We start from the raw sequence: 14,353 nt of genomic DNA on the forward strand, positions 1-14,353 counted from the left end.
AAATCTGCGCCTGTTTTTACCAGCCCAGTTCGCGCAAGTACGCCGCGCGGGCAGCGACGCCGGTGTGGGTGAAATCCGTGAAGACCCCGTCCACGCCGAGACGGAAGAACTTCAGATATTCCAGACCGGGATCGCCGCGGTAGTCGGCAGCCAGATATTTCTTCTCGTTCCGGAACGTGAAGACATGCACGAACAGGCCGAGCTTGTGCGCGTCGGCAATGACGCTGGTTGGTTCTTGCGTCGTAGCCTCTGCCGTCGATCCCTTGTAGGGCTTGCCGTCGGCGGTGCTGTCCTTCCACGGTGAGACCTTGTAGGGGACGATGTAAGCCTTCCATGGACCGATGCCGTCGGCATAGGTCTTGATCTCGGCGAGGCCTGCGGGCGTCAGCATCGCATCGAAGGTGCGGCTGTCACCCGCGACCGTCCAGTCGTATGGACGGGAATTGGCGATGTTGTTGAGCAGCACCTTGCCGGTCTTGAAGTCGACGCCGTTGCCGTCGATCAGCTGGACCTGCCGGGTTTCCAGTCCATGGCTGCGCAGGTATTTCAGGCTGCCGGGCTCGAAGCTCTGCACGATGATCGGCGCGTCCTTCGCGTTGAGGCCGTTCTCCTTGATGATCTTGATCAGGGCATCCTCGAGCGGGTGGCTGCCGGGCGCGCCGCAGCCATTGGCGATCGCCTGGGCATTGTTCCAGGTCGGATTCTTGGTTTCCGGATAGACCGCGATCGAACGTCCCGTCGCCTTGCTCTTGGCTTTGGCGATATCGATGATGTCCTGGAAGCTGATGATCGGAAACTTGCCGTTGAACAGTTTTGGCCGTTCGTTGGCCGCATCATAGGTGGTGCCGGCGATCCAGCTCTTGAGCTCGTCCATCGTGAAATCGGTGATCGACCAATCATTGGTGTGGTCGTCGCCGTCGACGATCAGCGCCTTCAGCACCGATTTGGGATCGGCCGGATCAACGAGGTCGGTGGGATATTCGGCCGGCCCGCTGGTCGGCGTTTGCGGCCATTTCACCTTGACGGCAACGCCCGGCGCCGTGCGCTTGCGTTTCGCGACTTCCGCATTGGTCTTCGCCACTTCGGCAACGTTGGTGTTGTCGCCGAGCCATGGATTGTGGCGTGCCACCAGCACGCAATCCTTGGTCAAATGCAGGTCCTCTTCGAGCGCGTCGGTGCCGAGGTCGGCAGCCAGCTCATACGAGGCCTCGGTCTCTTCGGGCACGAGGCCCGGCACGCCGCGATGTCCGATCACGAGCGGCAGCTTGCCGTCGACGGTCAGGAACGGCTTGGCGCCCGCCGGCGCTGAGCCGGTTTGCGCTGATGCCATCGACGGCAGCAGGACCGCCAAAGCCGCCGCACCGAGCAGCATCGCGCCAACATGCATCTTCCGTCGCGAACGAATCTGCCTCACGGCCAAGTCTCCATCTTTTGCGTGGCATCGGGGCGATGCCATGAGGGCCGAGCCGCATAGGGCCGCCGCTGTTGTCTTCTTTGTCGCAATCTTCTGACAGTCCGATGACTATTCGGCGAGGCGGGCAGACACAAGCTTCCGCGACGCGCCGGAGGGCGACAGTTCGCGCGTCATTGCGGCTCGCGACCGGCGCGGCGCGTTGTCAACGCTCGATCCGGACGCTCATGCCGGGTTCGAGACTTTCCGCGGCGCCTGCGGGATCGAGACGCAGGCGCAGCGTGTTGCGATCGTGATCGCCGATCACGCGCTCGGCCTGCCAGGTGGCGAACACCCCGAGCGGCCGCAATTCGGTGACGGCAGCCTTGGTGGCGGCGCCGGAGCCGTTCGGTATCACGCTCACGGTCTTGCCCATCGCAAGGGCGTCGAGATGGTCCTCGCGCACATTGAACGACAGCCATTGCTTGCCGGCCGCCGCGATCATCAGGATCGGCTGACCCGCCCGCACGTTCTCGCCCAATTCCGCTGCGATCACGCTGACCACGCCGTCTACCGGCGCGCGCAGCACCATCTTGTCGAGACGGCGCTCGAGCACCGCGACGGCAGCCGCAGCCGCCTGCACCTGCGCTTCGGCGATGGCGCGCTCTTCTTTGGTCGGCCCTGCCACACCCGCATCGTAATTGGCCTGGGACGCCGCCACGCCGGCGCGCGCTGCGGCAACGTCGTTCTCGGCCTGGTCGAGCGCCTGCTGGGTTTCAAAACTCTGGCTCGCCAAGGTGGTGATCCGCTTGAGCTGGGTCTCCACATAGTCGAGGCGCGAATTGGCCTTGGAGATCGCGGCTTTCAGCGAGTCGACCTGCTCGCGGCGTACGCCGGCATAGACGTTGTTGCGGCTCGCCACCGCGGCGGCGAGCGTGGCCCGCGCCTGGTCCGCCTGTGCGGTCAGCTCGACGGCTGAGAGTTTGGCGAGGACGTCGCCCGCGCGCACCTTGGCGCCTTTCTCGACCGCGATCGACACCAGCTGGCCGTTCACTTCCGGCTCGATCCTGACCTCGGTCGAGCGGACCACGCCGACGATTGCGGGGACAGGCGTCGCGCGGCTCTCGGCGTAGATCAACGCACCCGCGACGAGCACAAGCGGGATCGCGACAATGGCTGCGCGCCTAGCGTTGGGCATCTTGCTGTCCTCTCTTGAACACCAGCGCGGAGATCACGGCGAGCACGAAATAGCCCAGCGCCAGGCACCACAGCCTGAGCCAGTCATGCGAGACCTCCCAGATGCTGGCGCCGAGCTGGTTGATACGCACGAGGCCGTCGATCGCCGAGTCGGCCGGAAACAGCCGCCCGAGCGCGGTCGCCGCAGGAGGGATGGCCTCGCGCGGCCACGCGAAGCCGGCGGTGAAGAATTGCGGCAGGCTGGTCGCCAGCAGCAGGATGGTGGCGTTCTCCGGCCGCGTGAACCAGGCGCCGATCGCCTGTCCCAGGAAGCTCGTCGCCAGCAGGAAGACGGTCGCCAGCGCGAAGATCTGCGGCAGATGCCCGAGCGTCGAGAAACCATAGATCCGCGGCAGCACGATCAGATAGAGCGCGAGCGCCGGCAGATAGATGGTCAGATGGGCAATGCCGCGCCCGAACACGCCCGCGACCAAGTTGCGAGAGTTCGCAACAGTGTTGCGCGAGTTCGCCAGCGCCGTGCCGGTCAGCATCGCCGCGCCGATCAGCAGCGTCTGTTGCAGGATCAGGATGAACGCCGCCGGGACGATGTAGCTCGCATAGCCGCCGACCGGGTTGAAGATCGGTTGCAGCAGGACGTTGGCCGGGCTGAGGCTCGCCAGCCTTGCCTTGGCAAGACTTCCCTCGGAACGGGCACCCCGCGAAGCCAGCTGCGATGTCAGCGTGCCGATCGCGGTGGCGACGCTGCTTGCGGTCGATCTGAAGACGAACAGATAGGTGGCGTCGGCGTAGACCGGGATATGAGCCGTCAGACCCTTGAGCACGTCGCGCTCGGTGCCCGGCGGAATCTGGATCGCGGCTAGCGCGTCGCCGCGATCGATCGCGGTGCGCGCCTCCGCGAGGGTGCGGGCGCGGACCGTCACGCTCAACGTTCCGCTGGCATCGAGCGTCTCGACGATCTGCCGGGAGAGTTCGCTCAGATCGTCGTCGACGATCGCGATGGGCAGCTTGCGCAGGATCTGGTTGAGATAGGGTTGTGGATAATAGATGCCGTAGATCACGGGGGCCAGGAACAGCAAAGTGAAGGCGCTGCGCGTTCCGAGCACGCGCCGCCACTCCGCCAGGAACGCGCCGCCGACGCCTGGCGGTGTTGGCTCACTCGCCGGCTCTTCGGCGGGCCGCGCCGTCTCGAACCAGCCCCTGTGCGTGAGGCTCGCCATGCGCAGCCATGCGAGGCCGGCGAACAGCAATGTGAGGCCGGCGAGCGCCGCAAAGGGAACGGCGGATTCCGAGGGCGGCAACCCGCGCGCCGCCTGTCCCATCAGGACCGCCATGTACCAGCGTAGCGGCAGGATCGCGCTCCAGACCTGCGCGAACGTGTTCATGCCGATGGTCGGAAAGCCAACACCTGCATAGCCGAAGGCGGGGGAGGCGATCAGGCCGGCAAGTCCCAGCCCCGTTGCGAGGTCGCCGACCAGAAGCTGCAACAGCGCGCCGAGCGACAGATAGGCGATGATCAGGAGCGAGCCGGCCGCGACCATCAGCAGCACGTCGCCCTTGAAAGGGATTCGCAGCGCACCCTCCAGCGCAAGCGTCACGGCCAGCATGATCACGACGAAGATGCAGAATAGCGGCGCCAGCTTGCCGGCCAGCGCGGCGACCGGATTGCCGCCGGCGCTTGCGAGCCACTCGCGGGCGTTGCGGCGGCGGAATTCGGAGCCGACCGAATAGCCCGCGGCGAGGGTGATCACCACATGGATGATGGTCGGCAGCAGCGCGCGCAGCAGGAACTGCGCGTAGTTCTTCTGCGGATTGACCAGCGCGATGGTCTCTGCGCTCAGCGTGCCGATCGCGGCCGGCGCCGCGGCGGCGCGCCTGGCGGGCGCGCCGGCGTTCGCCGCGGCAGTCAGGCTGTCGCTCAGTCCTGAGGACGCGATGCCGGCGGCGGTCAGGAATTGCTGGTTGTAGAAGCCGACCACCTGCGGGCGGCGATCGGCCCGCAGGTCGCGTTCAAAATTCGGCGGGATGAAGATCGCCGAAATCGACTTGCCGGACCGGATGTCGTGCACTGCGGTCGACAGCGACCCGGAGTCGTCGACGATTCTCAGGTTCGGCGACGCCGCCACGAGCTGCGTCAGTACGCGGGAGGCATCCGACTTGTCGGCGTCGACGATCGTCACCCCGAGCCCGCGGATCACCGGCTGGCTGAACACGGTGGTAAGCACCATGAACGCAAACAAGGGCACGCCGAAGATCAGCAGCAGCGCGACGCGGTCGCGCAACAGCCATCGGCACTCGCGCTGTGCGACCCGCCAGAATCCGGGCTGCGATGCCAGCCTCATTGGCGCGACCGCCAGTCGAGATAGGCGCTCATGCCGGGCCGCAGCTGGGGCACCGGCTGCACCGGATAGGCGCGGATCGAGAATGTCCGCAAGTCGAAATCGCCGGTGGCGCGGGTCGCCCGCCAGCTCGCATATTCGCCCTTGGTGGCGATCAGCTTGACTTCGACCGTGACATGACGGTCGTCGAGCGCCGGAATCCGGACGTCGAACTTGTCGCCGACCTTCATGCCCTTGACCAGATCCTCGCGCAGATCGAAATGGATCCAGAGATCGCCGAGATTGATCAACGTCACCAGCGGCACGCCCGGCGAGACGAATTCGCCCGGCTCGACGTTGCGCTGATAGACCTGCGCCGCGACCGGCGCGTACACCGCGAGCTGATCGATCACCGACTGGACGCTCTGAATGTCGGCTTCGGCTTTCTCGACATTGGCTTTCGCGATCGCGCGTTCTTCCTTGGTGTAGCCGTTGACCGCCTGCTCATAGGCCGATTTCGCCTGATCGAGCCCGCGCTCGGCTTCGTGCAGCGTATCGGTGGTCTGGTCGAGGCGCGCCTGTGGCGCGTTGCCTTGCTCGGTCAGTGCCTTGGCGCGGTCGAAGGTCTTCTGGGCCAGCACCTGCGCGGCCTCCGCGCGCGCCATTTCCGCCTTCCGCGCGGCGATGGTCTCCGCCCGCGTTCCAACCAGGACGTTGGCGAGTTGGGCGTCCGCGACCGCCTTGGCGGCGCGCATCTGATCTTGCTTTGCCAGCGTTTCCGGATTGTCGATCTTCACCAGCACGGCGCCCGCCGCCACGTTCTGGCCGCGCTCGACCGGGATGTCCTTGACCCGTCCGTCGACGCGCGCTGCGATATCGAGCCGCGTCGCATCGACCTCGCCCTGCACGAGCAGCGGCTCGGGCCGCAGCAGATAATAGATCGACAGCGCAACGATGATCGCGGCAATCACGCCGACAATGATCGCCGGCATGCGCGTTGCCGTGTGCGCGTCCTGGCGTGGTGCTTGTGGTGGCTCCGACGTGCTTCGGCTCTCGCTACCAGAAGGTGACACGTCCATAGCTGACCCCACATTGGCTCACGACCAGGATAGTCATTCACTATGGCGTGGATGTTAAATCCTGCCAACCTCGCCAGCCTGTCCGATCCGGCTCGAATTTGACCGGAGCAACCGCGTCCGGTGCTGCTGACGCGTGCGCGTGGCGCACGGGATGCCGTCCATCTCAGATGGAGATGGCGGGCGCATCGAACCTTCCAGCCGCGCCCGCCACCACGATCATTTCGGGATTTTGGAACTGTCGCGGAATATCGAGCCGTTCCGTCGTGTTCCGAGGGAATGAGATTTATATACTTTACGATAGTAAAGTTTTATGCCATGGTGCGTTCGACCGGGCGGGCAGGGTGCCTCCACCGCCGCGGGCCATCGACCGAAAATGGTCGCGAACACCGGGATGAAACGATGATCGAGGAACGCGACATCAGCGTTGCCATGAGGGACGGGACCCGTCTTGCGGTCGACGTCTACCGTCCGGACGCAGCCGGCCGATACCCCGTGCTGTACGCCTCGGCGCTGCACAACAAGGACATCCAGGGCCCGGACATTGCGGACGTCTTGCCGCCGCAGCCGGCTCACGCGCCGTTATGGTTCGGTCCAATCGAGGCGGGCGATACGCGTCGCTTCATCGCCAACGGCTACGTCCACGTGATCGCGCAGCCGCGTGGTTCAGCCAAGTCGGAGGGGCATTACGGCCACGAGGACACCGACCATTATGACCTGATCGAATGGATCACGCAGCAACCATGGTCCGACGGAAAAGTCGGGATGGTCGGAATCTCGGGATTTGCCGGCGAGCAATGGCGCGCGGCCGCGCAGGGGCATCCCGCGCTGAAAGCCATCTTCCCCTATGATGCGTGCAGCGCCTATGGTGGCATGTTCGGATTTCGCGACTTCAATCCCGGCGGCGTGCTGCACAGCTTTCCCTATCTGCTCGACGTTTTCAGCACCATCCATGAATCGCGCGACCGCCCCGCCGAGCTGCCGCCCGCCGAGGAAGAGCTCTGGCGTCGGGCCATGCGCAACCCGGACTTCAAGCAGTACATCAACCTCTACAACATCCTGACCCAGAAGGGACAGCGCACCTTCATCATGTATCTCATGATGACGCATCCCTGGGAGGTGGACGGCACCGTCGAGCGCGCGGAAGAGACTTTCCGGAAGATCAAGATTCCGTTCTACACGGGCTCGGGCGCATATGCGTATACCTACAAGCTGCATTGGCTCGGAGCGCAGCACTATTTCCAGAACGTCGATGCGCCGAAGAAGCTGCTGTTCACCGGGCCGGCGCATCTCGAGCGGCCGTTCCATCAGCACCACGATGAAATCATCCGCTGGTACGATCACTGGCTGAAGGGGCACGACACCGGCATCATGGACGAGCCGCCGGTGCGCTATTGGCTGATGGGCGCCAACGAGTGGCGGACCGGCACGAACTGGCCGCTGCCGGAAACGCGGTGGACCAAATACTATCTCTCACATTGGGAGACGCTGTCGACCGAGCCGCCGCGGCCGGCCGCGGAGGTCGGCGCTTCGGCGCGCGAGCCCGATGTCTTCACGCAGATGCCGGTGACGCGGACGACCAAGGTGGAGCGGCTGCGCTACATGACCGAGCCCTTGCCGCACGACGTCACCGTCGCCGGCCCGATCACGCTGACGCTGCATGCTGCGATCGACCAGGACGACACCAACTGGATCATTGTGCTCAAGGATGTCGGGCCGGACGTGTCGGTGCGCACCGCGCGCGAGGGCGAACGCGACGTTCCGTCGACATTGCCGGAGCGCGAGCTGACGCGGGGCTGGCTGAAGGCGTCCTATCGCGCGCTCGATGAGCAGCGCTCGAAACCCTGGGAGCCATTCCACAGACTGACACAGGATGCGATCGCGCCGGTGACGCCGGGAGACGTGGTCGAATACCAGATCCAGATCCTCGCCACCGCGAACCAGTTCAAGGCGGGCCATCGCATCTGCCTCGATATCACGTCGATGGATGTCCCGACCGGCACGGGAGCCATGACCAACGTCGAGTACATCCCGTACCACGTCTGCAGCAGCAAGACCGTCACCCACAAGATCTATCGCGATGCGGAGCGGCCGTCCCATCTGCTGCTGCCGATCATTCCCTCGTCCGCTGACCGGCGTCCGGCCTGACATCTCATAGAAGGAAACGCGACCATGAAGACGATCCGATTTGAAAGAGATGGCGCCGTCGGCAACATTGTCCTCGCCAACCCGCCATTCAACCGCCTCGACGCACGTTTCGCGGAGAACCTGCGCGCGGCGGTGCGTGAGGCGAGTCAAAGCGACATTCGCGTGCTGGTGGTACGCGCCGAGGGACCGCATTTCAGCTTCGGCGGCGAGGTGCGGGAATGGCCGGGCAAGGACGTCAACTGGTTCAGGACGTTCGTTGCCGACGTGAACATCGCCTATCGCGCCATCGAGATGCTGAAGATCCCGACAGTCGCGGTGGTGCAGGGGATAGCCTTCGGCGGCGGCTTCGAGCTCGCATTGGCGTGCGATTTCCTCGTTGCAGCCGATAACGCGACCTTCCGTTGTGTCGAGGTCACGACGGCGATGCTGCCGATCGCCGGCGCGTTGCAGCGCATCGCCGAGCGCGCCGGGCGGGCGCGTGCATCGCGATTTGCGATGCTCGGCGAGCCGATCTCCGGAGCTGAAGCGGGCACGCTCGGAATTGCCACCCATGTGGTGCCCGAAAGTGCGTTGACGGCGACGGCGACTGCATTGGCGCGGCAGCTCGCGACAGGACCGACCAGGTCATATGCCGCGACGCGCACCCTGCTCAAGGCGTGGTCAAGCGGCGGCGTCGCCGCAGCGGATCTCGTGATGCTCGATGTCACGATGGAGCTCTACGACGGCCCCGACGCCCAGCGCGGCTTTGTCAATACGGCGGCGGCCTTCGACAAGGATATCGAGCCGCCGCCGCTGGTGTTCGAAGGCAAATAGACCGACTGCGCAACAAGGACGGCATGGTGCTGGCGATGGGCTCGTGGACACGTCGGGTGACGTCGGACCGGAAACCATGTTAGGCCAAGGCCGCATGACGAAGAAAGCGAGCCCGGCGGCTGCGCGGCGCGGCCGCCCGCGGCAGAGAGCCGAACAACAACGTTCGATCGAGACCCGAGCCTCGATCCTCGATGCAGCCATCGCCGAATTCGCCGAACGCGGGTTCGAAGCCGCAAGCATTCGTGCCATCGCCGATCGTCTCGGCCTGCAGCATCCGCTGATCACCTATCACTATCGCAGCAAGGACATCCTGTGGCGGGCGGCAGCGGAGCACGCCTTCGCCCAGATTCGCGCCGGTTGGGATATTTCGGCGCCCGAAACATCCGATTTGTCGCCGCTGCAGCGGCTCCGCCAGGAATACACGACACTGTTCCGGTACACGGTCGCATTTCCTGAATTTCACCGCTTCATGCGGCAGGAGACGCTGACGAACAATCAGCGGCTGAAATGGGTGGCGGAAGCGATCCTGGCTCCGCTGCTGGAGCGATTGCTGCCGCAGATCATCGCGGTTCAGAAGCAGGGTTTGCTCCCCGCCGTCGACCCCATGCTGTTTCACTACATGATGGTCAGCCTGACCGCGACGCTTTCCGAGTTTGGGCCGGAAATGCAGGTGACCGGCGGACTGTCCTCCGCGGACCCGAAGGTCGTCGAGGCGTATTGGCGCCTCGTTGACGAGACGGTGTTCGGGGCGATGCCCAAGGAACGCGGCTGAGGCACTTGCGCGCGTCGCCGACGCTGCAGCCGTGCCGCGCGATCAGACCTGCCCTGCAAGCTGCGCAAGATCACCCGTTTCACACGGATATTTGAAGCCCCGCGTCCGAATAAATCGCATCCGATTAAATCGGGATACTTGAAGCCCGGTCGTGCCATGCCTTTATCAGGCGCGAACGAATTAATCGTATGCGATGTAAATCGCGGGAGCGTTACCATGACTACCAGGATTTCCCATCTCGCCAGGACGTTCAGGACCAGGACGTTGAAAACCGTCGCGCTGGTCGTGGCGCTGTCGGCCATCACGGCGACGGCGGCCTCGGCCCAGACCGCGATCTCCGAGCCGGCCGCCTACCAGGCGCTGTATCCGTATCGCGACGTGCTCAACAACGGCGCGCCGACCCCCGCTGCCAGGCTGGTGTTGCTGCCGCCCGCGGTGCTGCAAGCGCTGCAGGCGCAGGAGAGCGGCATCGGCATCGTTCATGTGCCGCGCCGCAGTGCGCATCATGCCCGGCGCTGAGGGCTCACACAGCTACGCAAACAAAAAGAGGATGCGGATCGATCGACCCGCATCCTCCAAATTCAACCTTCGATGGCCGCCGCACCCAGAGCGAATGCGTCGACGCTCGGCTGGCTAGTTCGACTTCACCAGCGGGCAGCCGCCCTTGTCGAGCGGGCGGAAGGCTTCGTCGCCGGGCACGGTGGCGATCAGCTTGTAGAGATCCCACTCGCCCTTGGATTCCTCGGGCTTCTTGGTTTCGAACAGATACATGTCGTGCACCATGCGGCCGTCGATCCGGATATGGCCGTTCTTGGCGAAGAAGTCGTTGACCGGCGTCTTGCGCATCTGCTCCATCACCTTCGGAGCCTCATCAGTGCCGATCGCCTCGATCGCCTTCAGATAATGCATGGTCGCCGAGTAGAGGCCGGCCTGGATCATGGTCGGCATGTGGCCGACCTTCTCGTTGAAGCGCTTCGAGAAGGCGCGGGTCTCGTCGTTCATGTCCCAGTAGAACGCGTCGGTGACGATCAGGCCCTGCGTCGCCTTCAGGCCCAGCGCGTGGGTGTCGGTGATCTCCATCAGCAGAGCGATCATCTTTTGCCCGCCCTGGGCGAGGCCGAACTCGGCGGCCTGCTTCAGCGCTGTGGTGGTGTCGCCGCCGGCATTGGCGAGCGCCACGACCTTGGCCTTGGAGGCCTGCGCCTGCAGCAGGAAGGACGAGAAGTCCGGCGAGTTCAGCGGAGCTCGTACCTCGCCGAGAACCTTGCCGCCGCTCTCCTTGACGACGTTGGCGGCGTCACGTTGCAGCGCCATGCCGAAGGCGTAGTCGGCGGTGACGAAGAACCAGGTGTCCTCGCCGCGCTTGACCATCGCCTTGCCGGCGACGTTCGACAGAGCGTAGGTGTCGTAGGTCCAGTGCACGGTGTTGGGCGAGCAGGCACTGCCGGTGATGTCGGAGGAGCCGCCGCCGGAATTGATGTGGATCTTGTTCTTCTCGCGCGTCAGCGCGGAGATCGGCAGGGCGACCGAGGAGGTCGGCACGTCGAGGATCGCATCGACCTTGTCGTTGTCGTACCAGTTGCGCGCGATGTTGACGCCGACGTCGGGCTTGTTCTGGTGATCGGCCACGACGACCTGGATCGGCTTGCCCTTCACCTTGCCGCCGTAATCTGCGACCGCCATCTCGACCGCGGCGACCGAGCCCTTGCCGGTGGCGTCCGCATAGAGGCTCGACATGTCGGTGAGCACGCCGAGCTTGACGACGTCGTCGGAGATCTGGGCGTTTGCCGCGGTGCCGGAGACCGCCAGCGCGAGGCCGGCCGCTGCTGCGGCCAAGAGCGATTTCATCTTGTTTCTCTCCCTGATTTTTCGTTCGAGGTTGCTTCCACGGGGCACCTTCTATCCGGTGCGGCAACCTGTCGCAAAGACGACTTTTTGGGCATGCGTAGGGCGCGGGGCGGATGGAACGCCGGGATTCGCGCCCTACAGCGCCGGCAGCGCGCTGACGGCAGCCTTGATGGTGCCGTCGGTCTCCACGATCACCCGGAGCGTCTTCGAATCGAACGTGATGCCGGCAAGGCGGATGCTGTTGACGTCGGCATCGACGCGGATGCCTTCCTCGTTCTTCTGCAGGTCGGCGATGGCGGCGGTGATCTTCCGCTGCGCGTTGGTCGCGAATGGCTTCAGGTCGACGACCAGCCGGTCGGCGAGCGCCTGCTGCAAATGCGGGATCGCCGCGCGCGCGGCGGCGCCGAGCAGACCGAACGCGGCCTCGGACTCGACCGCCAGCTCGACGTCGGTCAGCCGCAGCGTCTGCGCCGCCTGGTCGAGCCGTGGCCGGCCCCAGATGTGCACGGTCGCCTCGGCGCCGAGGCCGAAGAAGCTCTTCTTCTCCTTGGCGCGCACCAGAAGCGAGATCAGGAGCCGGTCGCCGGAGGCGGCGATGCTCGCGCTCTTGACGGTGACGTCGACCGGGCCGGAGCCGTCCTCGGGGAAGGTCTTGCCCTTCAACTGCGCCTCGACCAGTTGCGTCAGCGTGGTGAAGGACATGTCGACCGGCAGGCCGACCGAGACCTTGCTCGGCATCGGCGGCACGATCGCGAGTTTATCGGGGAACGGGCAGTTCGGCGTGGTCTGCGTCTCCGTGATCCGTGTCTCGGCCTCGATCCCCATGGTCAGGATCAGCGAGGACGCATCGACCTTCGGCTGCGCGGCGATCGCGCGGGTCGGCCGCAGCTCGAGCCACATCGGCGGCATCGACGCGGTGCCGCCGGTGCCTTGCAGCGGGATCGAGCGGCAGGCCTTGGTCCATTGCGTGCGGGCGGCGTTCTGGAACACCGGATTGTTCTGCAACCGCGCCTCGACCACGGATATCTGGTCGGCGACCGCCTTGTCGATGACCGGCTTGACCTGGGCCGGCACGCTGATGCGGACGCCGGCGGCCGACAGGCTGGTGTCGCCGAGATTGACCTGCGCCTGCAGGTTCGGCTCGATCCGCCAGGACGCGCCGAGCTTCGGCCGCGCGGTCAGCGTGACGCTGCCCTTGATGTCGGCATTGGCGTTGATGTTCTTGATGTTCACGGCGCCGATCTGCTTGGCGACGTTGCCGCCGAGTAGGCTGCCGAGTGCGTTGCTGACCGCGCCGGTCGCCTGCGCCGACAGCGAGCCGGTGACCTTCAGCGTGCCGTTGATCGGGGTCGTCAGCGTCAGCACGTCCTGCGCGCCGGTGGCTGCGATCGGCCCGCGCGAGGCGGTCCAGCCGATGTCGGCATTTTGCAGGATCTGCTGGACCGGGTTGTCGGCCTTGCCGCCGAAGGTCTTCGGCGCGCCGCGCTCGGCGGCATCGCGGATCGCCGACAGCGCGACCGAGACCTGCGCCACGACCGTCGAGGACCGCGGCGCCTGCGGCAACGGCGGCAGCTGCACCAGCGGCGGCGCCTGCACCGTGACGCTCGGCGCGAGCCAATCCATGGCCTTCAGGCTGATCGCGAACGAGACCAGCACCACCGTGAGCCCGAGCGCGATCGTTCTTGGATGCATCGGTAGACGCATCATTCCCCCGGATGAAATCAACTTGACGGGTTGTACAGGCCCGCCGACGAGGGCGCCAGTGTGGCGGGATCAAGCTGCTTCAGGGGCGGCCGCCCAAGATCACTTGGACGTTAGCGACCTGGACGCTAACGACCCGGACGTTAGCGATTATGAACGCAACAACGGCCCCGGCATGATGCCGGAGCCGTCGTCAATGTCTGAATGTGTCGGGCCTAGCGGACGGCCGAGCCGAGGTCGGCGCGGCGGTCGGTCATCGGCAGCACGATCACCTTGGTGCCGACGCTGACCCGCGAATAGAGGTCGGTGACGTCCTCATTGGTGAGGCGCAGGCAACCCGAGGAGACGTGGGTGCCGATCGTCTCCGGCGCGTTGGTGCCGTGGATGCGGTACACGGTGCCGCCGAGATACATGGCGCGGGCGCCGAGCGGGTTGCCGGGGCCGCCGGCCATGTGGCGCGGCAGATAGGGCTGACGGGCGATCATTTCCGGCGGCGGGGTCCAGTCCGGCCACTCCGCCTTCTTGGTGATGGTTTGGGTGCCCGACCAGGTGAAGCCGTCGCGGCCGACGCCGATGCCGTAGCGCATGGCCTGGCCGTTGCCGAGCACGAGATAGAGGTAGGTGTGCGGGGTATCGATGATGACGGTGCCCGGCGCCTCGCGGGTCGGATAGGCGACGACCTGGCGGCGCAGGCGGGCGGGCAATTCGACGGAACGGTCTTCCTCCTGCGCCTGCGGCATCGTCTGCACCGGCGGCTGCACCGCCTCGGTCGGCGGCGTCAGGATGAAGGGGAACATCGGCAGCGGCGCGGCCGCGGCGGAATTCGAGAAAGCGACGGCGCCGATCGCCAGCGCACCGAAGGCGGCGGCAGCGAGACGTGCGTTCAGCTTGATGGAATTGAACATTGTCGACCCCTGTTGTTTGCGCCCTGCGCGCCGGTTCCGGCGCGTCGTTGGGTCAAACCAGTACAGGTGAGGCGTTTCAGGACGTTTGCACGAAATCGCCAAAATGGTTTCGTGGCGTTAGGGATTTGTTTCGTCCGTGTTTCGTCGCACGGTTAAGGGAGCGTTGCCGGGTAGGTTGTACCGCATCA

11 protein-coding genes are annotated in these 14,353 nt (G+C 65.3%); 4 read left to right on the forward strand and 7 right to left on the reverse strand.

What is annotated here, in order from left to right:
* Nucleotides 1–16 precede the first annotated feature (16 nt).
* The 4 genes from BraRD5C2_RS32185 to BraRD5C2_RS32200 form a co-directional block, all read right to left on the reverse strand.
* On the reverse strand, nt 17–1,414 hold the full coding sequence (locus BraRD5C2_RS32185; RefSeq protein ID WP_223975354.1) for a glycerophosphodiester phosphodiesterase family protein: 1,398 nt from the start codon (nt 1,412–1,414) through the stop codon (nt 17–19).
* Nucleotides 1,415–1,616: 202 nt separating this feature from the next.
* The gene (locus tag BraRD5C2_RS32190) at nt 1,617–2,588 is read right to left on the reverse strand and encodes an HlyD family secretion protein (RefSeq protein WP_223975355.1); all 972 of its coding nucleotides are present in this window, start codon (nt 2,586–2,588) and stop codon (nt 1,617–1,619) included.
* A complete protein-coding gene (locus BraRD5C2_RS32195; RefSeq protein WP_223975356.1) occupies nt 2,575–4,926 on the reverse strand; it encodes an ABC transporter permease in 2,352 nt (783 codons plus the stop codon). Before BraRD5C2_RS32195 ends, BraRD5C2_RS32190 begins: the two co-directional genes overlap by 14 nt.
* The gene (locus BraRD5C2_RS32200) at nt 4,923–5,894 is read right to left on the reverse strand and encodes an HlyD family secretion protein (RefSeq protein ID WP_223975357.1); all 972 of its coding nucleotides are present in this window, start codon (nt 5,892–5,894) and stop codon (nt 4,923–4,925) included. Before BraRD5C2_RS32200 ends, BraRD5C2_RS32195 begins: the two co-directional genes overlap by 4 nt.
* A gap of 486 nt (nt 5,895–6,380) precedes the next feature.
* Between BraRD5C2_RS32200 and BraRD5C2_RS32205 the strand changes: the two genes are divergently transcribed.
* The 4 genes from BraRD5C2_RS32205 to BraRD5C2_RS32220 all read left to right on the forward strand — a co-directional run bounded on the left by BraRD5C2_RS32205 (nt 6,381) and on the right by BraRD5C2_RS32220 (nt 10,230).
* Complete coding sequence (locus tag BraRD5C2_RS32205) at nt 6,381–8,126, forward strand: CocE/NonD family hydrolase (RefSeq protein ID WP_223975358.1); 1,746 nt, start codon at nt 6,381–6,383, stop codon at nt 8,124–8,126.
* Nucleotides 8,127–8,150: 24 nt separating this feature from the next.
* Nucleotides 8,151–8,939, forward strand: coding sequence for an enoyl-CoA hydratase/isomerase family protein (locus BraRD5C2_RS32210; RefSeq protein ID WP_223975360.1), 789 nt, complete (start codon nt 8,151–8,153; stop codon nt 8,937–8,939).
* Between the two features lie 94 nt (nt 8,940–9,033).
* Nucleotides 9,034–9,711, forward strand: a complete 678-nt coding sequence (locus BraRD5C2_RS32215; protein WP_223975361.1) for a TetR/AcrR family transcriptional regulator — start codon at nt 9,034–9,036, stop codon at nt 9,709–9,711.
* Nucleotides 9,712–9,927: 216 nt separating this feature from the next.
* On the forward strand, nt 9,928–10,230 hold the full coding sequence (locus tag BraRD5C2_RS32220) for a hypothetical protein (RefSeq protein WP_223975362.1): 303 nt from the start codon (nt 9,928–9,930) through the stop codon (nt 10,228–10,230).
* Between the two features lie 114 nt (nt 10,231–10,344).
* On the opposite strand, the gene BraRD5C2_RS32225 is transcribed toward BraRD5C2_RS32220, so the two are convergent.
* The 3 genes from BraRD5C2_RS32225 to BraRD5C2_RS32235 form a co-directional block, all read right to left on the reverse strand.
* Nucleotides 10,345–11,559, reverse strand: a complete 1,215-nt coding sequence (locus BraRD5C2_RS32225; RefSeq protein WP_223975363.1) for an ABC transporter substrate-binding protein — start codon at nt 11,557–11,559, stop codon at nt 10,345–10,347.
* Between the two features lie 135 nt (nt 11,560–11,694).
* Entirely contained in the window at nt 11,695–13,263 is a 1,569-nt protein-coding gene (locus BraRD5C2_RS32230) for a DUF4403 family protein (RefSeq protein WP_223975364.1), read from the reverse strand.
* A gap of 212 nt (nt 13,264–13,475) precedes the next feature.
* Nucleotides 13,476–14,165, reverse strand: coding sequence for a L,D-transpeptidase (locus tag BraRD5C2_RS32235; protein WP_223975367.1), 690 nt, complete (start codon nt 14,163–14,165; stop codon nt 13,476–13,478).
* Nucleotides 14,166–14,353 lie beyond the last annotated feature (188 nt).

Source organism: Bradyrhizobium sp. RD5-C2 (genome assembly GCF_019972155.1).
GTDB lineage: Bacteria > Pseudomonadota > Alphaproteobacteria > Rhizobiales > Xanthobacteraceae > Bradyrhizobium.

Bases quoted from the DNA above. Each gene is read 5' to 3' on its own strand.
- BraRD5C2_RS32195 (WP_223975356.1), bottom strand. From the start codon at position 4,926: ATGAGGCTGGCATCGCAGCCCGGATTCTGGCGGGTCGCACAGCGCGAG.
- BraRD5C2_RS32225 (WP_223975363.1), bottom strand. From the start codon at position 11,559: ATGAAATCGCTCTTGGCCGCAGCAGCGGCCGGCCTCGCGCTGGCGGTC.
- BraRD5C2_RS32230 (WP_223975364.1), bottom strand. From the start codon at position 13,263: ATGCGTCTACCGATGCATCCAAGAACGATCGCGCTCGGGCTCACGGTG.
- BraRD5C2_RS32220 (WP_223975362.1), top strand. From the start codon at position 9,928: ATGACTACCAGGATTTCCCATCTCGCCAGGACGTTCAGGACCAGGACG.
- BraRD5C2_RS32215 (WP_223975361.1), top strand. From the start codon at position 9,034: ATGACGAAGAAAGCGAGCCCGGCGGCTGCGCGGCGCGGCCGCCCGCGG.
- BraRD5C2_RS32205 (WP_223975358.1), top strand. From the start codon at position 6,381: ATGATCGAGGAACGCGACATCAGCGTTGCCATGAGGGACGGGACCCGT.
- BraRD5C2_RS32235 (WP_223975367.1), bottom strand. From the start codon at position 14,165: ATGTTCAATTCCATCAAGCTGAACGCACGTCTCGCTGCCGCCGCCTTC.
- BraRD5C2_RS32190 (WP_223975355.1), bottom strand. From the start codon at position 2,588: ATGCCCAACGCTAGGCGCGCAGCCATTGTCGCGATCCCGCTTGTGCTC.
- BraRD5C2_RS32200 (WP_223975357.1), bottom strand. From the start codon at position 5,894: ATGCCGGCGATCATTGTCGGCGTGATTGCCGCGATCATCGTTGCGCTG.
- BraRD5C2_RS32210 (WP_223975360.1), top strand. From the start codon at position 8,151: ATGAAGACGATCCGATTTGAAAGAGATGGCGCCGTCGGCAACATTGTC.